Origin of the sequence: Streptomyces sp. NPDC001513, from assembly GCF_042894695.1 — a bacterium.
GTDB lineage: Bacteria > Actinomycetota > Actinomycetes > Streptomycetales > Streptomycetaceae > Streptomyces.
Genome location: NZ_JBIAVU010000005.1, coordinates 200968 through 218229, shown reverse-complemented (window position 1 = coordinate 218229; position 17262 = coordinate 200968). Strand labels below are relative to the sequence as shown.

The 17262-nt window shown below is 72.8% G+C and carries 14 protein-coding genes; 7 read left to right on the top strand and 7 right to left on the bottom strand.

What is annotated here, in order from left to right; translation table 11 throughout:
* Positions 1 to 9: 9 nt before the first annotated feature.
* Positions 10 to 1263 carry a hypothetical protein gene (locus tag ACFYZ4_RS12950; protein WP_351297590.1) on the bottom strand — a complete coding sequence of 418 codons (1254 nt, stop codon included), beginning with the start codon at positions 1261 to 1263 and terminating at the stop codon, positions 10 to 12.
* Between the two features lie 516 nt (positions 1264 to 1779).
* Positions 1780 to 3162, bottom strand: coding sequence for a transcriptional regulator (locus ACFYZ4_RS12945; protein WP_351585586.1), 1383 nt, complete (start codon positions 3160 to 3162; stop codon positions 1780 to 1782).
* A gap of 216 nt (positions 3163 to 3378) precedes the next feature.
* On the opposite strand from ACFYZ4_RS12945, the gene ACFYZ4_RS12940 reads away from it, so the two are divergent.
* The 3 genes from ACFYZ4_RS12940 (at position 3379) to ACFYZ4_RS12930 (ending at position 6735) form a co-directional block, all read left to right on the top strand.
* Positions 3379 to 4065: a bifunctional DNA primase/polymerase gene (locus tag ACFYZ4_RS12940; protein ID WP_351297596.1), complete on the top strand. Its 687-nt coding sequence runs from the start codon at positions 3379 to 3381 to the stop codon at positions 4063 to 4065.
* 109 nt (positions 4066 to 4174) lie between these two features.
* The gene (locus tag ACFYZ4_RS12935; RefSeq protein ID WP_390783912.1) at positions 4175 to 5017 is read left to right on the top strand and encodes an ABC transporter ATP-binding protein; all 843 of its coding nucleotides are present in this window, start codon (positions 4175 to 4177) and stop codon (positions 5015 to 5017) included.
* Complete coding sequence (locus ACFYZ4_RS12930) at positions 5014 to 6735, top strand: transporter (protein ID WP_390783911.1); 1722 nt, start codon at positions 5014 to 5016, stop codon at positions 6733 to 6735. The genes ACFYZ4_RS12935 and ACFYZ4_RS12930 overlap by 4 nt, the downstream gene beginning before the upstream one ends.
* 103 nt (positions 6736 to 6838) lie before the next feature.
* Here ACFYZ4_RS12930 and ACFYZ4_RS12925 read toward each other — a convergent pair whose 3' ends face one another.
* The 3 genes from ACFYZ4_RS12925 to ACFYZ4_RS12915 form a co-directional block, all read right to left on the bottom strand.
* Positions 6839 to 7357: a hypothetical protein gene (locus ACFYZ4_RS12925; RefSeq protein ID WP_384351877.1), complete on the bottom strand. Its 519-nt coding sequence runs from the start codon at positions 7355 to 7357 to the stop codon at positions 6839 to 6841.
* A gap of 215 nt (positions 7358 to 7572) precedes the next feature.
* Positions 7573 to 8448, bottom strand: a complete 876-nt coding sequence (locus ACFYZ4_RS12920; protein WP_351297608.1) for an alpha/beta hydrolase — start codon at positions 8446 to 8448, stop codon at positions 7573 to 7575.
* Positions 8449 to 8799: 351 nt separating this feature from the next.
* On the bottom strand, positions 8800 to 9492 hold the full coding sequence (locus tag ACFYZ4_RS12915; RefSeq protein WP_351297611.1) for a metal-dependent transcriptional regulator: 693 nt from the start codon (positions 9490 to 9492) through the stop codon (positions 8800 to 8802).
* 191 nt (positions 9493 to 9683) lie between these two features.
* Here ACFYZ4_RS12915 and ACFYZ4_RS12910 point away from each other — a divergent pair, with 191 nt between their 5' ends.
* Positions 9684 to 10439: an SIS domain-containing protein gene (locus ACFYZ4_RS12910; RefSeq protein ID WP_351297614.1), complete on the top strand. Its 756-nt coding sequence runs from the start codon at positions 9684 to 9686 to the stop codon at positions 10437 to 10439.
* A gap of 125 nt (positions 10440 to 10564) precedes the next feature.
* Entirely contained in the window at positions 10565 to 11872 is a 1308-nt protein-coding gene (locus ACFYZ4_RS12905) for a serine hydrolase domain-containing protein (RefSeq protein ID WP_390783910.1), read from the top strand.
* Here ACFYZ4_RS12905 and ACFYZ4_RS12900 read toward each other — a convergent pair.
* Positions 11869 to 13188 (bottom strand): PAS domain-containing protein, encoded by a 1320-nt coding sequence (locus ACFYZ4_RS12900; protein WP_351297620.1) that lies wholly within the window; start codon positions 13186 to 13188, stop codon positions 11869 to 11871. The genes ACFYZ4_RS12905 and ACFYZ4_RS12900 overlap by 4 nt on opposite strands.
* 502 nt (positions 13189 to 13690) lie before the next feature.
* Between ACFYZ4_RS12900 and iscB the strand changes: the two genes are divergently transcribed.
* Positions 13691 to 14956 carry an RNA-guided endonuclease IscB gene (gene iscB, locus ACFYZ4_RS12895; protein ID WP_390783909.1) on the top strand — a complete coding sequence of 422 codons (1266 nt, stop codon included), beginning with the start codon at positions 13691 to 13693 and terminating at the stop codon, positions 14954 to 14956.
* A gap of 285 nt (positions 14957 to 15241) precedes the next feature.
* Here the strand turns inward: iscB and pdxH are convergent, their stop codons facing one another.
* Positions 15242 to 15904 carry a pyridoxamine 5'-phosphate oxidase gene (pdxH, locus tag ACFYZ4_RS12890; protein ID WP_351297623.1) on the bottom strand — a complete coding sequence of 221 codons (663 nt, stop codon included), beginning with the start codon at positions 15902 to 15904 and terminating at the stop codon, positions 15242 to 15244.
* Positions 15905 to 16104: 200 nt separating this feature from the next.
* Between pdxH and ACFYZ4_RS12885 the strand changes: the two genes are divergently transcribed.
* On the top strand, positions 16105 to 17211 hold the full coding sequence (locus tag ACFYZ4_RS12885; RefSeq protein WP_351297626.1) for a citrate synthase 2: 1107 nt from the start codon (positions 16105 to 16107) through the stop codon (positions 17209 to 17211).
* Positions 17212 to 17262 lie beyond the last annotated feature (51 nt).

Sequence of the window (17262 nt, the reverse complement as noted above, 5' to 3'; positions counted from 1 at the left end):
GCCTGCCGCTCAGAGCTGGGACTTGTCCCGCTTGGTGAGGCCGTACTTGGCCGCGATCGTGTTCCACAGGGTCGCGGCCGACTCCTTGGCCTTGGTCGCCTCGCCGCTCGACTTGTTGGCGTCGGCGGCGTTCTTGGTGACCTTGGCCTTGCCGTCCTTGCACTTGTCGTCGTCCACGTCGTCCGCCCAGGCGGCGTAGCTGTCGTCGGCGTCCGCGGAGGACTGCCAGGCCTTGGTGAGGGCGGCGGACAGCTTGACGTTGTCCGGGAGCTTGTCGAGCTTCAGCTCCTGGAGGCGGGTGACGAGTTCCTCGCGCTGGCGGGCCGCGTCGCGCAGGTCGGCGGCCGCCTGGTCGAGGTTGCTGCAGCCCTTGATGTCCTCGACGGCCTTGATCACCGAGGCCCGGCTGTCGTTGCTGTCCGCGAGGAGCTTGTCCAGCTGGACGGCCTGCGGGCGGGCCGGGTCGACGGGAGCCTCGCCGCCGGGGGCGGCGGAGGCGCCGCTCGCGGCCGGTGCGGCGGCCACCGCGCCCGGGTCGTTGTTCTGCGGCTTGTCGTCGCTGAGCAGCGAGCCGACGCCGAGCCCGATGACCGCCAGGCCGATGACCACGGCGGCGATGACGCCGGGCGAGACCCTGCGGGGTGCCTCCGGCGGCGGGGGCGGGGCGGGGGCGTACTGCTGCTGTTGCTGCTGCTGCGGGTGGGGCTGTACGGGGGGTACGGGGCGCTGCCCGCGCGACGGGTGGGGGCGCGGCGGCGGCTGGCGCAGCACGGGCTCCTGGACGGGCGGCAGGTGCTGGGTGTGCCCGGCGGAACCGTCATCGCCGCGGAACAGCCCGTCGAACCCCTCCACGGGCGCCGGCGGCACGGGCGGTATGTACTGCGTGGCCGCCTCGCCGTACCCGGGGCCGGGGCCTGGGCCGGCCGGCACGGGCGGGATGTACTGCGTCGCCGCCTCCTCGTGCGCGGAGGCTGCCGCCGGCACGGGCGGGATGTACTGCGTGGCCGCCTCGTCGTGTACGGGAGCCGCGGGCACGGGCGGGATGTACTGGGTCGCGGCCTCGGGCAGCGGCGGGTACCCGTAGCCGTGCGGATCCCCCGGACCCTCGTAGCCGGGCCCGACCACGTGCCCCGGTGCCACGTGCGGGTACCCGTACGCGGGCCCGGGCTGCGGCTGCTCCGGGTACACCGGATACCCGGACGCCTCGTCCGGACCCCACGGGGCCCCCGGCTGGGGGGCACCCCCTTGTCCGCTCTGCGCCACCGGGACTCCTTCTCCGACTCGCCCGACCCTACGGAACCGTCGGTCACGCTACCCGGTCCCACACCCCCACACCCAGCCTCACCGGGGTTTCCCCCGGGGCCCGCCCGAAGCCCGCCGGCGTTTGAGGCGCGGGTCCGGGCGCAGCCCCGCGCCAATTCAGCCCCGCCGGCGTTTGAGGCGCGGGGTCCGGGCGCAGCCCCGCGCCAATTCAGCCTCGCCGGCGTTTGAGGCGCGGGGTCCGGGGCGGAGCCCCGATCTGTGACCGGACCGTGGACCGGCTGCGGGTCCGTTGCGGGGGCGCCGCCCCCGGACCCCCGCGCCTCAAACGCCGGCGAGGCTGGATTTGCGCGGCCGAGCCCGGGATGTGCGACGGCAGCGCCGGATTGTGCGGCGCAGCCGGGGCGGCGGCGCAGCCGGGGCGGCGGCGCAGCCGGGGCGGCGGCGCAGCCGGGAGGTGTGACGGGAGCGGCGGATTGTGCGGCAAGGCCGAAGAGAAGAGGCGGCGGCGCTGGAGCGTCAGGCGACCCTGGCTTCGAGGCGGGCCCCGAACTCCCGTACCGCCGCCTCCTCCCGGTACGGCTCCAGCCGCGTGCGGAAGTCCTCCAGATACTCCGCCCCCCGGTTCGACCGCAGCCCCTCCAGCAGTTCCGCCGCCTTCGTCGCGGTCTGGCAGGCCTGTTCCACCTCGCGCTGCTGGACCTGCGCCGCCGCCAGCAGCAGCAGCCCGATGGCCCGGCGCCGCGCCTTGCCCGCCGGCAGGCCCCGTAGCGCCTCCTCCGCCCGCTTGCCCGCCGCGTCGGCCTGGCCCAGGTCCCGGTGGCAGTGCGCCAGCTCGTCCGCGAGGTACGCCTCGTCGAAGTGGCGGATCCACACCGGGTCGTCGCCCGACTCCGGCTCCGCCCGCTCCAGCGCGCTGACCGCCCGCGCCGACAGCACCGCCGTGGCCCGGGTGTCGCCCAGCAGCGCGTGCCCGCGCGCCTCGGCGGCGTAGAACATGGCCTCGACGCGCGGGGTGACCTGCCCCCGCGTGCCCTCCTGCGCGGCCCGCGCCAGCTGCGCGATCTCCCGCGGGTTGCCCAGTTCGGCGGCGAGGTGGCTCATGGACGCGGCCAGCACGTACCCGCCGTACGCGCGGTCGCCGGCCGCCTGGGCCAGCCGCAGCGCCTGGATGTAGTACCGCTGTGCCAGCCCGGGCTGGCCGGTGTCCACGGCCATGTAGCCCGCCAGCTCCGTCAGCCGGGCGACGGCGGCGAACAGCGCCCGCCCCACCGGCTCCCGGTAGGAGCCGCCGATCAGCCCGGACACCACCGAGTTGAGGTAGTGCACGACCACCGGCCGGACGTGCCCGCTGCCGAAGCGGTGGTCGAGCTCCTTGAGGGCCTCGGTGGTGGCCCGTACCGCCTCGACGTCCGGCATGCCGACGCGCGAGCCGCCGCTGCGGGCCACCTGGGTGTCGGCCCCGGTGATCAGCCAGTCGCGGCTCGGCTCGACGAGCGCGGAGGCCGCGACGCTCGAACCCGCCAGGAAGTCGCGTCGGCCGACGTCGCTGCGCCACAGCTCGCAGACCTGCTCGATCGCGCCGATGACGGTCGGCGAGAACTGCAGGCCGACGCCGGAGGCGAGGTTCTTGCCGTTGGCCATGCCGATCTCGTCGATGGTGACGGTCCGGCCGAGCTTGCGCCCGATCGCCTCGGCGATGATTCCGGGCGCGCGGCCGCGCGGCTGCTGGCCGCGCAGCCAGCGGGCCACGGAGGTCTTGTCGTAGCGGAGATCGAGACCGTGCTCCGCCCCGCACATGTTCACGCGCCGGGCGAGCCCGGCATTGGAGCACCCGGCTTCCTGGATGAGCGCCTGCAGCCGTTCGTTCGGCTGGCGGGCGACGAGAGGCCTGGCTGCCATGAAAACCCCCTGCTGACCGCGGGTGATCCGTTGGAATGATCACTTCCCGCCTGATGTGCGGAGAATCTTCCGCTCTGCGTCGTGTCGCTACCCAACTCCAGCGCCCCGGCCTCCTACGCGCCCCCACGCGTGCATCAGTGCGCCCCGTATGCAGGATCGATGCTCCGTCCACCCGCTGGTTTACGCCCGTAACCCCGGGTGACCCGGGGAGTTGTGATGGGCGTGGAAGAGACCATCGGAGTCACGGAGACGGCACCCATCCCCAAGCAGCGCGGCGAACTGCTGCTGGACCATGCCGTGCGGTACGCGGAAGAACGGCACTGGGACGTCTTCGCCGGCACCTGGTTGGAGCCCGGCGACGGCCGGGAGCTGTGCTCCTGCGGAGCGGCGGACTGCCCCGCGCCCGGTGCCCACCCGGCGGTGAAGGACTGGGCGGCCCAGGCCACGGGCAGCGCGGTCCAGGTCCGGCGGGTCTGGGCGAAGCACCCGGAGGCCTCGATCCTGCTGCCGACGGGCCGGACGTTCGACGCGCTGGACGTGCCGGAGTCGGCCGGCTTCCTGGCGCTGGCGCGGCTGGAGCGGATGCAGCGCACGCTCGGGCCGGTCACGCTCACGCCCGACCACCGGATGCTGTTCTTCGTCCTGCCGGGCGCCGGCGTCAAGATGGCCGACCTCGTACGGAAGCTGGGCTGGTCGCCGAGCGGCATCGACCTGGTGGCGCGCGGCGAGGGCGAGTACGTGGCGGCGCCGCCCACCCGGTTCGGCGGCCGCGGCGCGGTCCAGTGGGCGCGGCGGCCCACTCCGGCGAACCGGTGGCTGCCGGACACCGAGGAGCTGATCGACGCACTGGCGTACGCGTGCGGGAGCGAGGCGGCGGCGGACCGCAAGCGGCGCCAGGCCTGACCTGAAGTTCATGATCGGAAAGTCATGACATAAGTAACTGCTCCGACCTCTCCCCCTCCTCCTATGGTGAGGAAGGAACGACCAACGGGGACGCAAGAGAGGCAGGCGCATGCCGGACCAGGCCGATGCGACGGGTGGAACGTACGGGACGGGTGGCGCGGGAACCGCGCCGTCCGCCGTGCGGGTGGAAGGTCTGTGGAAGCGCTTCGGCGAGCAGGTGGCCGTCGCCGGGATCGATCTGGAGCTGCCCGCGGGCCAGTTCATCGGTCTGGTGGGCCCGAACGGCGCGGGCAAGACGACGACGCTGTCGATGGTGACCGGGCTGCTGCGCCCGGACATGGGGCGGGTCCTCGTCGCGGGGCGCGACGTGTGGGCGGACCCGACCGAGGTGAAGGCACGGATCGGGGTGCTGCCCGAGGGGCTGCGGCTCTTCGAGCGGCTGTCGGGGCGCGAACTGCTCGGCTACATGGGCCGCATGCGCGGGCTGCCGGGCGAGGAGACCGACAAGCGGGCGACGCAGCTGCTGGACGTCCTCGACCTCGCGGGCTCGCAGCACAAGCTGGTCGTGGACTACTCGACGGGCATGCGGAAGAAGATCGGCCTGGCGGCCGCGCTGCTGCACAACCCCGAAGTGCTGTTCCTCGACGAGCCGTTCGAGGGGGTCGACCCGGTGTCGGCGCAGACCATCCGCGGGGTGCTGGAACGTTACACCGCGTCCGGGGCCACGGTCGTCTTCTCCTCCCACGTGATGGAGCTCGTCGAGTCGCTGTGCGACTGGGTGGCCGTGATGGCCGCCGGCCGGATCCGCGCCGCGGGCCCGCTGGCCGACGTACGGGGCTCCGCGCCCTCCCTCCAGGCGGCCTTCCTCGAACTGGTCGGCGCGCACGGGCGCGACGCGGCCGGGGACGCGCTGGAGTGGCTCGGCGGCGGCTCCGGGACGGTCACGCGATGACCTCGCCCGCGTCACCCGCCTCGCCGGCCTCGCCCGCCACCCCCGCCACGGGTGCCGCCGGTACCACTGTTGCCGCTGCCGGCGCTGTCGCCCCGGCGGCCACTTCCGCCACTTCCGCAACATCCGTCGCGGCGGTCCCGCTGACCCCGATCTTCATCCGCCTGAAGCTGTCGCTGCTGCGCAACGGCCTGAAGGGCTCCTCCAAGCGCAAGGCCGCCTACTTCTCGTCGCTCGCCTTCGCCCTGCTCGTCGGCTTCTTCCTGACGCTCGGCCTGGCCCTGCTGCACGGGAACGCCCACGCGGGCACGGTCGTCGTCCTGCTGGCCGGGATCCTGGCGCTCTCCTGGGCGTTCATGCCGCTGTTCTTCCCCACCGGGGACGAGACGCTCGACCCCAGCCGGCTCGTCATGCTGCCGCTGCGCCCGCGTCCCCTCGTACGGGCCCTGTTCGCGTCCTCGCTGGTCGGCATCGGGCCGCTGTTCACGCTGTGCCTCGCGGCCGGTTCGGTGATCGCCGTCGCGCGCGGAGCCGCCGGAGCGGTGGCCGCGGTGGTGGCCGCGCCGCTCCTGCTGCTCGGCTGCGTGGCCCTCGCGCGGGCGGTGGCCACGGCCAACGTACGGCTGCTGACCAGCCGCAAGGGGCGTGACCTGGCCCTGCTCAGCGGTCTGCTGATCGCGGTGGGCGGGCAGCTGGTCAACTTCGGCAGCCAGCGCCTGTTCGAAGCGGGCGGCCTGTCGACGCTGGAGCCCGCCGAGGCGGTGGTGCGGTGGCTGCCGCCGGCGACCGCCATCGGCATGGTGGACTCGGTGAGCGAGGGCGCGTACGGGGTGGCGGCCGCCCAGCTGGCCCTGACCCTGGCCGCCCTGGCCGGCCTCCTGTGGTTCTGGGAGCGGAGCCTGACCAAGCTGATGGTCACGCCGGACGGTTCGACCATCGCGGCCGCCCGGCCGATGAAGCAGCGGGGCGGGGTCGGCCTCTGGTCGCTGCTGCCCGCCGGCCGGACGGGCGCGGCCGTGCAGCGCACCCTGCGCTACGTCGTCCGCGACCCGAAGACCAAGGCCTCCTGGGTGACCGCGCTGGCGATCGGCCTGATCGTCCCGGTCTTCAACGCCCTCCAGGGCACCGGGTCCGTCTACCTCGCCACCTTCGGCGCGGGCATGCTGGGCATGCAGATGTACAACCAGTTCGGGCAGGACACCTCGGCGTTCTGGATGGTCGCGCAGACCATCTCCGGCCCGCGCGACGCGTACGTGGAGCTGCGCGCCCGCGCCGCCGCGCTCGCCCTCGTCACGGTCCCGTACACGATCCTCGTCACCGTGGTCACGGCCGCGCTGATCGGCAACTGGAGCGCCCTTCCGGCGGCCACGGGCGTGTCCCTGGCCCTGCTCGGCTCGATGCTCTGCACGGGGGCGCTGGCCTCGGCCCGCTTCCCGTACTCCATCCCGTCGGACGGCGCGTTCAAGAACGTCGTCCCGGGGCAGGCCGGGCTGGCCTGGGCGGGCATCTTCGGCGGGCTGCTCGCCTCGACGGTGATCTGCGCCCCGGTGATCGCCCTGACGATCTGGCTCAACGTGGCCGACCACCAGGACGTCTCCTGGATCGTGCTCCCCCTGGGCGTGGCCTGGGGTGCGCTGGCCACCTGGGCGGGCCTGCGGCTGGCGGCCCCGACGGTGGCGCGCAAGCTGCCGGAGATCCTGTGGGCGGTCAGCAAGGGCTGACGGTCAAGGACCGACGATTGGCGAAAGGGCCGGTCTCCACTCCCGAGGGGGAGCGGAGACCGGCCCTTTCCGCGCGTACGGGTCCGGCGCCGTGCGGCGGGGGTCACGCGGTGGCGAGCAGGGCGAGGGCGCCGAGGGAGCCGGCGAACACGACGGCGTGGCGGAGGTTCTGGAGGTACGGCATCACCCAGCGGGGGAAGCCCTTTTCGGCGGCGGCGAGCATGGACTTGACGTCTATGCGGCGCAGTTCGGCGTCGTCGCTCTTCGCGAAGGCGGCGGTGACGGACGGCACGGCGGTCAGGTTCGAGTAGAGGATCACGCAGTTCACGAGGATGACCAGCGGCTGGACGACCCAGGAGAGCGTCTCGCCCCAGGAGTTACCGGCGAGGGAGAGCACGGCCGGCACGGCCAGGGAGACGGCGATCCCGACGGGGGCCCAGGTCTCGTGGCCGCCGGCGTCGAGGCGCATGCCGTTCTCGGCCATGACCGTGGTGCGCACTCCCTGGCGGCCCAGCTCGGCCTCGACGGCGGCCTGGGCGCGGGCCCCGTAGCGGCTGCGGACGAGCGGGATGCTCAGGAAGGCGAGGGCGATCAGGAGCTGCAGGGCGGCGACGGCGTTCATCGGGGGTCCTCGTTTCTGGGGGGCCTGCCTGGTGATGTCGCCACCATGGCGCGGCCCCCTGACAGGCCCCGGACACCCCGCTGACAGACCGCTGACACGCCTCCCGACACACGCCTCCCTGGCACGCGCCCCCTGACACCGCCTCCCGTCACGTCTCCTGACGCGCCTCCTGACGACTCACCCGCCTGACACGCCCTGCCGGGCCCGTCGGCCCGTCACGCGGCCCCGGCCTTGATCCCGTCCAGGAAGGGCTCCAGGGCCGCGCGCCAGGCCGTCGGCTGGTCGTAGTGGAGGTAGTGGCCGGCGTCGGGGATCTCGGCGTACTGCCCGGCGGGGAGGACGCGGACCATCTCCTGGGCCTCCGCCCGGCCCAGCTCGCCGTCGAGGCCGCGGACCACCAGCGTCGGGCAGCGGACCTTGGCCAGCTCCTCCCAGTGGGCGTCGTGGACCCAGGTCTCGCGCGCCGTCAGCATCTCGCGGCGGGAGAAGAGCGGGCGCCAGCCGTCCGGGGCCTCGTGCATGACCTCGGCGAAGAAGGCCCCGCGGCCGGGATCGGGGCGCTCCACCCGGGGGTCGTCCTCGCCGAACCAGCGGCGGGCCGCGTCCTGCGTGGGGAAGGGCAGCGGCCAGCGGTGGAACCAGTCCTCCCATTCCTGCTGGGAGGCCGCGCCGAGGGCCGAGGCGCGCATGTCGCAGATGACCAGGGCTTCGACCAGGTCCGGCCGGCGGGCCGCGAGCTGCCAGGCGGTGAGGGCGCCCATGGAGTGGCCGATCAGGGTGACGGGGGCGAGGCCGAGCTGCTCGACGGCGGCCTCGGCATCGGCCACGAACGCCTCGCGCCCGAAGGAGGTGTGGACGTCGGGACCGCCGGGCGGGCGGTCGCTCTGGCCGTGTCCGCGCTGGTCCAGGGCCACGACGCGGCGGCTCTCGCGGAGCCAGCGGGCGGTGCCGGACCAGTGGAAGGCGCGGCCCATCAGACCGTGCAGTAAGAGCACCCCGGGGCGGGGGTCGGCCTCGGCGGCCGTTTCGCGGAACTCCCAGGCGGCCAGGCGGACGCCTCCGGCCCCTGTCACATCAACGCGCTGTACCACCGCAGATGCACCCCCTTCACTCCCCGCCAGACTATCGAACCCGCATTCGAAAACAGGGTTCTCGCCTACAACACCGCTCTTTCGAGTGACCTTGCTCAAGGATTGGCCGCCGCTGCCGATGGAGATCCTTTCAACAGGGAGGCGGGCCGCTCGGGGAAGACGGTCCGAAGGGGAGACCTTGAGAGCTCGGGGCTCCGGGTCACAAGGGGAGGACCGGTCCCGGTGCCGCAAGGCGCCGGGACCGCCCACTTCCCACCAGTCCAACGAAACGAGTCGACGCCGGCAACGAATCGACGCCGGCACGAGTGACCGCCTGCGTCGAGGTCGCGGAATCCGTCCGGGTCGTCGAGGTCAGCGCTTCGCCACGAAAACGTGCGAAGCGACCTCCGCGTCCAGCTCGGCGGCCTCGCCGCCACTGCCGACCAGCACCCCGCCCGGGGACTCCGTCACGCTCACCACCGAGCCGGGCTGTACGCCCGCCCGCCGCAGCGTGTACATCAGCTGGGCGTCCGTCTGGATCGGCTCACCGATCCGGCGTACGACCACCGTCTTGCCCTCCGTGCCCGGGTCGAGCTCGGACAGGCTGACCATGCCGTCCTCCAGGAACGGGTCCGCCTCGGCCTTCTCGCCCAGCTCCTCCAGCCCCGGGATCGGGTTCCCGTACGGCGATTCGGTCGGGTGGCGCAGCAGCTCCAGCACCCGCCGCTCCACCGCCTCGCTCATCACGTGCTCCCAGCGGCAGGCCTCGGCGTGCACCTGCTCCCATTCCAGGCCGATGACGTCGACGAGCAGGCACTCCGCAAGGCGGTGCTTGCGCATCACCCGCGTCGCCAGCTTGCGCCCCTCGTCGGTCAGCTCCAGGTGCCGGTCGCTGGCGACGGCCACAAGGCCGTCGCGCTCCATCCGCGCCACCGTCTGGCTCACCGTCGGGCCGCTCTGGTCCAGCCGTTCGGCGATGCGGGCGCGCATGGGGACCACACCTTCCTCCTCCAGCTCAAGGATGGTGCGGAGATACATCTCCGTGGTATCGATCAGTCCGGACATTCGTGCCCCTCGGATTGCGTGCGCTGGCCCTGCCCCCAATTCTGACGCATCGGGCCGACAACCGTCCCGTGCCGAGGGTCAAGACCGGTCCCGGACATCTCTTGGCGCCCGTATTGACACGCCCTTGGTCCAGACCGCACGGTGAGCGGCGGACACGGACGCACCCCCACCTCCGGAAGGGCCATCGTCGTATGAGCGAGAGCAAGCTGGCCGGTCAGTTCTTCGACGCCGCCATCGGTCTGCTGGAGCGGGTGCGGGACGAGGAGGCCCCGCACATCGCGGAGGCCGGCTCCCTCGTCGCCGACGCCGTCGCCGGCGGCAACCGGCTCTTCGCCTTCGGCGCCGGGCACTCCTCACTGCCCGCCCAGGACGTGGTCTACCGGGCCGGCGGCATGGCCCTGATGAACTTCCTCGCCGTCCCCGGCACCGTCGGCATCGACGTCATGCCCGCGACCCTGGGCAGCGCCCTGGAACGGGTCGACGGCCTCGCCGGCGCCGTCCTGGACAGCAGCCCCGCCTCCGACGGCGACGTCCTCGTGATCATCTCCCTCTCCGGGCGCAACGCCCTGCCCGTCGAGATGGCCATGAACGCCCGCGCCATCGGCCTCAAGGTCATCGGCGTCACCTCCGTGGCGTACGCGACCGAGACCAAGTCGCGGCACGTCTCCGGCAGCTTCCTCAAGGACCACTGCGACGTCGTCCTCGACAGCAAGATCGCGGTCGGGGACGCCGAGCTCAGCATCGACGGCATCGACGCGCCCTTCGCCCCCGCCTCCACCGTCGTGACCAGCGCGATCATGCAGGCGGTCATGGCGGCCGCGGCCGGCGAACTCGCCGCCCGCGGCGTGGAGCCCCCGCTGCTGCGCTCGGGCAACGTCGACGGCGGCCACGAGTGGAACGGCCGCGTGATGCAGGAGTACGGCGACCGGATCTTCTTCCGGCACTGACCGGGCGGCCGGGGGCGGTGCCCGGGCCAGGGGCGCGCCTGCGGGCGCGGTCGCCGCGCCCGCACCCCGTTCCTACGATGGACGGGTACGGCACTCGGGGCCCCGCGCAACAGAGGTGACCGGACATGTCCGCCACTCCCGCCGCACCACGCGTCCCGCACCTCCCGCACACCGCGCGCCGCGCCCTGCAGGCCGGCGCGGCGGCCCTCCTGCTCTTCGTGACGGGCGTGGGCGCCGCCCCGCCCGTCGAGGCCGCGCCCTCCACCGTCGCGGCCACCCGGGGCCCCGTGAGCCAGGACCTCGACCCCGCCACCGTCGCCCGGCTCGACGCCGCCATCACCGCGGCGATGAAGAAGGACGGCATCCCCGGCGTGACCGTCGGACTGTGGATGCCCGGGCGCGGCGACTACGTGAAGTCCTTCGGCGTCGCCGACACGGCATCCGGCACGCCGATGAAGACCGACCTCCACACGCGCGTCGGCAGCGTGACCAAGACCTTCACCGTCACCGCCCTCCTCCAGCTCGTCGACCAGGGGCGCGTCCGGCTCGACGCCCCGGTCTCGGCGTACCTGGACGGGGTCCCCGGCGGCGAGAAGATCACCCTCCGCCAGCTCGCCGCCATGCGCAGCGGCCTGTACGACTTCACGAGCGACCCGAAGTTCCTCGACTCCCTGCGCACCGACCCGCACCGCTCCTACACCCCGCAGCAGCTCCTCGACTACGCCTTCGCCCACCCGGCGAACTTCGCCCCGGGCGCGAAGTGGGAGTACAGCAACACCAACACCGTGCTGCTCGGCCTGGTCATCGAGAAGATCGGCGGGCAGCCGCTGCACACCTTCCTCCAGCAGCACGTGTTCGCGCCGCTGAAGCTGACCAGCACCTCCCTGCCCACCGGCGCGGCCCTGCCCGAACCGCACGCGCACGGCTACACGACCTTCACGCCCGGCGGCACCGTCACCGACGCCACCACCTGGAACCCCTCCTGGGCCTGGGCCGCCGGAGCCGTCGTCTCCGACCTCGACGACCTGCACACCTGGGCCCCGGCCCTCGCGGACGGCCGGCTCCTGACCCCCGCCACGCAGGCGCAGCGGCTGCGCACCGGGCCCGTGGGCGTGCCGGGGATCTCGTACGGCCTCGGCATCGCCGACGTCAACGGCTGGCTCGGGCACAACGGCGAGCTGCCCGGCTACGAGACCATCGCGGCCCAACTGCCGCAGCGCAAGGCCACGCTGGTCGTCATCGTCAACTCCGACGTCGACCGCGGCGGCTCGTACAGCACCACGATCGGCCGGGCCGTCACGGAGATCGCCACCCCGGACCACCTGTGGTCCCTGCCCTCCCCGTCCCAGACAGGCGAGAACCAGAACGGGAACGAGAACGGGAACGGGAACGCGGACCGGAAGCAGGAGCACCGGCAGCAGGACGGGCATTAGCCGCCTGCCGGACGTCCTCCCGCCGCCAGGTCCAGATCGGCGGCCACCCGGGCCGCGACCTCCTCCGCGTACTCCGCGTCCGGGCGCTCGAAGGCCACCCGCGTGGGCCCGCGTACGAACGTCAGCGCCCCCAGCGTCCGGCCCCGGCTGCGCAGCACCGTGCACAGCACGTGCGCCGCGCCCTCGGGCCACTGGCGGGCCCGCGCCCACTCCGCGTCCGCCTCGCCGCGCGGGGCGGAGGTGCGCACCGAGCCGATCCGGTCCAGGGCCTGGAGGGCCGGATGCCCGGCCGCGTACCGGACCGGGATCGACCCGGGCCCCGGCAGCACCGGCGGGGACGCGGCGGACCGTACGAGCCTTCGCCGCTCGGGGTCGGCCGCGGGATCCAGTACGTCCAGCAGCGCGTGCTCGGCGAATCCGGCCAGGGCGAAGTCCAGGCGTACGGCGGCCGCCTCGGCCGGGTCCTCGCACTCGGCGGCGGCCCGCCCCGCACGGTGCAGCTGGTGGGACCGGAACCGCAGCTGCGCGGTGTCCAGCTGTTCCTGCCGGGCCTGGGTGACGTCCTGGAACAGCCAGCCGACGCCCAGCGGCACCGGCTCCTCCGCGAGCGGCGAGGCCAGCCGCAGGAACCCGCACCGCCAGCACCTGCGCCGCACCCCCTCGGCGGTCCGCACCGACACCCACATCTCCACCGGCGCGGGCGGCGCCCCCTCGGCGAGCACGTGCTGGAGCGCGCCTTCGAGCTCCTCCACCCCCTGGGTGAGCAGCTCGCCGAGCGGGCGCCCGAGCAGCGCGGTGCGGCCGGTCCCGAAGGCGCGCGCGGCGTGCGCGTTGACCACGGCGGGCCGCAGGTCGACGTCGACGAGGACGACGCCCCACGAGGCGTCCTCCATCAGGGCCTCGCTCAGCGCGATGGACCGCTCCAGGTCGATCTGCGCGTGCACCTCGCTGAAGGCGCAGTACACCCCGGCGGGTTTCCCGTCCGCCCCCGGCACCCCGGCGGACTGGGTCCGTACGAGGACGCGCCCGCCGTCCTTGGTGAGCAGCGCGAACTCGTGCACCTGCCGGCCGGGCACGTGCTGGGCGGCCATGAGTCTGTCCTGCACGTCGTGCGCGTCGGCGGCCCGCACCGCCCACCCCTCGAAGCCCTTGCGCCCCACGGCCTCGCCCGCGGACCAGCCCAGGATCCGCTCGGCCTCGCGGTTCCAGTGGGTGATCACGCCGTCGGCGTCGAACGCGCACAAGGCGGCGTCCATCCCGTCCAGCAGCGCTGCGAGCAGATCGTCTGCGGTCTCGTTACGTCCGGAAGCAGTCACCTGGCACCCCCAGCAGGTGTTCGCGTGTGCGGCACGTCGGATCATTCAACTGGAACGTGACGCAGCCCACACTGCATTCGGAGAAATCAGTACGCCTCCCCTGCTGCCCGGGAAGGCGCGCCCCGGACGGCCACACGTTCGAGTGACCTCCCTTGATCCGTCCGCACCTCACGAACCACGGTGCGTAGCGTCGCCGGCATCACGAGAAGGGAGGTCACTCGCTCCCTCATACCGAGTGACCAGCCCCGGTCATCACGATCCCCGGATCAGTCGAGGTGCCTCGATGACTACGTTCCTTGCAGGCGAGCAGACCCACCAGGCTGTGCTTCCTCAGCAGCCTGCTCTGGAATCCGCGAGCGCAGACACCCCTGGGAGCAGGGACGAAACGGCTCACGGACTCCCGGCGACAACGCCGGGCACCGGTGTGGAACATGGGCGAGGGGAGACCGGCGCGGTCCGCACCGGGACACGTCGGCGTCACGCCCGATCCGCCGCTTCGGCAGTGGAGACGGCAGAGACCGGGAGCGGTGACGCTCCCCGCCTGGCAGCAAGCCGGGTGTTCGTACTGGCGCAGGGGGGCGAACCGCTCATGCCCTGCCATCCGGCCCGTGCACGCGAGTTGCTCGACAGTGGACGTGCCGTCGTGGTGCGGCGGGCCCCGTTCACCATCCGGCTCAAGCACAGGACCCGTGCGGGCTCGGCCGTCGGGGGCGTACAGCTCCGGCTTGATCCCGGCTCCAAGGCGACGGGCATCGCCATCACGGATGAACACCACCGAGTCGGCCCGGAGGGACGAACCGCGGTCGCCCGCCGGGGGTTGATCACGATCGAACTCCGGCACCGGGGACAAAAGATCCGCGGCGGCATGATGCGACGCGCCGCCTATCGCCGCCGAAGGCGCTCGGCGAACCTCCGGTACCGGGCGCCCCGGCACGACAACCGGACCCGGCCGGACGGCTGGCTTCCCCCATCCGTGCGTCATCGCGTCGACTCGACCATGTCCGTTGTCATGCGACTGTGCCGATACGCACCGGTGCGTGAGATCCACGTGGAGCAGGTCGCGTTCGACACGGCCGCATTCGCCGGAGCCATACCGTCCGGCGCACCGGAAAGCACCGCGTCGACGCACGGCGGATGCGAGATCCGTGAGTTTCTCCTGGCCAAATGGAAGGGATCTTGCGCCTACTGCGACGCGACGGGGGTACCTCTCGACATCGAGCACGTCCGCCCACGAAGCCGCGGTGGATCGGACCGGGTATCGAACCTCGTCCTCGCCTGTGTTCCCTGCAATCAGGCAAAGGGGACGGCGCCCATCGAAGAGTTCCTCTCCGATCAGCCGGCCCGCCTGGAACGCGTGATCATCCAGCTGAGGAGACCGTTACAGGACGTGGCCGCCATGAACGCCACCAGGCTCCAGCTGGTGAAGGAACTCGCAGGCCAGGGTATGCCGGTGCACGCATGGTCGGGCTTGCAACGGCCGCGCGGCAAGGTCCACCACGGGTACTCGACAGGGGACCTGGTAGCGGCCGTCGTTCCCCGGGGGAAGTGGGCCGGCAGCTGGGTGGGACGCATCGCGGTCCGAACCAGTGGTCAGCATCGCATCACGACGTTGACCAGCCGCTTTGATGTCTCTCACCGGAATTTGCGGCTACTCCAGAGAGCCGATGGATACACCTACGGATTCGCCGCCGAAATTCGATTGAGCGAACGGCAGGGGCCTGCCTACAGTGGACACACACTGAAAGGAGGTGATCCCGGAAATGTATGAAATCCGGACGCGTGAGGTGGCTGCGGGCTAAGCGCCCGTCGTCGCACGCACCCAGTGCGGTGCCCGGCGGGATCGCCAGGCGCCAATCCACAGCAGTCACCCGACCCGCGGGCTCGCCGGTACGTCCGGCCGGCTTCTCTCACTGCAGGAGAGAGACCCAGAGCCCGCGGGTCGCCTGCGTTTGCCGCTCCCGCTCGGGGTGAGCAGGGCCCGGCGGCCCGCCGCCCGGGAGCTCTTCGTGCGGGCGGGCCCGCTGGGCGAACCCTCCCGCACGGCGCCGCACGGTTACGGGCAGAGCCGCTCCACGCGCCACTTGCCCTCGTCCAGGACGTAGCGCAGCCGGTCGTGCAGGCGGTTCTCGTGGCCCTGCCAGAACTCCACCGCCTCCGGGACCACGCGCAGGCCGCCCCATTCCGGCGGGACCGGGACCTGCTCGTCCTCGGGGTAGCGGGCGTCGAGCTCGGCGTAGCGGCGGTCCAGTTCGGCGCGGGAGCCGATCACGCTGGACTGCTCGCTCGCCCAGGCGCCCAGCTGGGAGCCGTGGGGGCGGGAGCGGAAGTACGCCGCCGTCTCGTCGCGGCCGATGCGGGCCGCGGTGCCGGTGACGATCACCTGGCGCGAGATGGGGTGCCAGGGGAAGAGCAGGGCGACGTGCGGGTTCTCGGCGAGCTCGCGGCCCTTGCGGGAGGCGTAGTTGGTGAAGAAGACGAAGCCGCGCCCGTCGAACTGCTTCATCAGCACCGTGCGCGAGCTGGGCCGGCCGTCGGGGGTGGCCGTCGAGACGACCATCGCGTTCGGTTCGAAGAGGTGCGAGTCGGCGGCCTGCTGGAACCACAGGGCGAACTGGTCCATCGGATGCTCGGCGAGGGTCTCCTCGAGAACGATTTCCGAGCGGTACTGCTTGCGCATCGTGGCGGGGTCAATGTCCTGATCGGTCACGCTGGCCATCCTGCCGCAGCCGGGCCTGTGGCGGTGTGCCGTATGTCACGCTTCCGCAGTCGAGGCGGAGCGGCCAAAATCTTGGGGCCGGTCCGAAGGTCCCCGCGCGGGTGACCATCGGCCGTGCCGGGCATCAACGGGGATGACCGCGCCGGACCGCGAGTCACGCCGGGAGCCGCGCGTGTTCGCACTATCTGAGGAGCCGCCTGATGTCCGACTTCGTACCCGGGCTCGAAGGGGTCGTCGCGTTCGAGACCGAGATCGCCGAACCGGATAAGGAAGGCGGTTCCCTCCGCTACCGCGGGGTCGACATCGAGGATCTCGTCGGGCACGTCTCCTTCGGACATGTCTGGGGCCTCCTGGTCGACGGTGCCTTCAACCCGGGCCTGCCCGCCGCCGAGCCCTTCCCCATCCCCGTCCACTCCGGTGACATCCGCGTCGACGTGCAGTCCGCGCTCGCGATGCTCGCCCCCGTGTGGGGCCTGAAGCCGCTGCTGGACATCGACGAGCAGACCGCCCGCGACGACCTGGCGCGCGCGGCCGTGATGGCGCTGTCGTACGTCGCCCAGTCCGCCCGCGGCCAGGGCCTGCCGATGGTGCCGCAGCGGGAGATCGACAAGGCGGAGTCCGTGGTCGAGCGGTTCATGATCCGCTGGCGGGGCGAGCCGGACCCGAAGCACGTCAAGGCCGTCGACGCGTACTGGACCTCCGCCGCCGAGCACGGCATGAACGCCTCCACGTTCACCGCGCGCGTCATCGCCTCCACCGGGGCGGACGTGGCGGCCGCCCTGTCGGGCGCCGTCGGCGCCATGTCGGGCCCGCTGCACGGCGGTGCGCCGTCCCGCGTGCTCGGCATGATCGAGGAGATCGAGCGCACCGGCGACGCCGTGGCGTACGTGAAGAAGGCCCTGGACAAGGGCGAGCGGCTGATGGGCTTCGGGCACCGCGTCTACCGCGCCGAGGACCCGCGCGCCCGCGTGCTGCGCCGCACCGCCAAGGAGCTCGACGCGCCGCGCTACGAGGTGGCCGCCGCGCTGGAGAAGGCCGCGCTGGAGGAGCTGCACGCGCGCCGCCCCGACCGCGTGCTCGCCACGAACGTGGAGTTCTGGGCCGCGATCATGCTGGACTTCGCGGAGGTCCCGGCGCACATGTTCACCTCCATGTTCAGCTGCGCCCGTACCGCCGGCTGGTCGGCGCACATCCTGGAGCAGAAGCGCACGGGCCGCCTGGTGCGGCCGTCGGCCCGCTACACGGGCCCGGGCCGGCGCGACCCGCAGGAGATCGAGGGCTACGCGGACATCGCCGAGACCGCGTAACTGTCGTATTCGGTGGCCGCTGGGCGCCGTATCCCGGTACCGGGGTGCGGC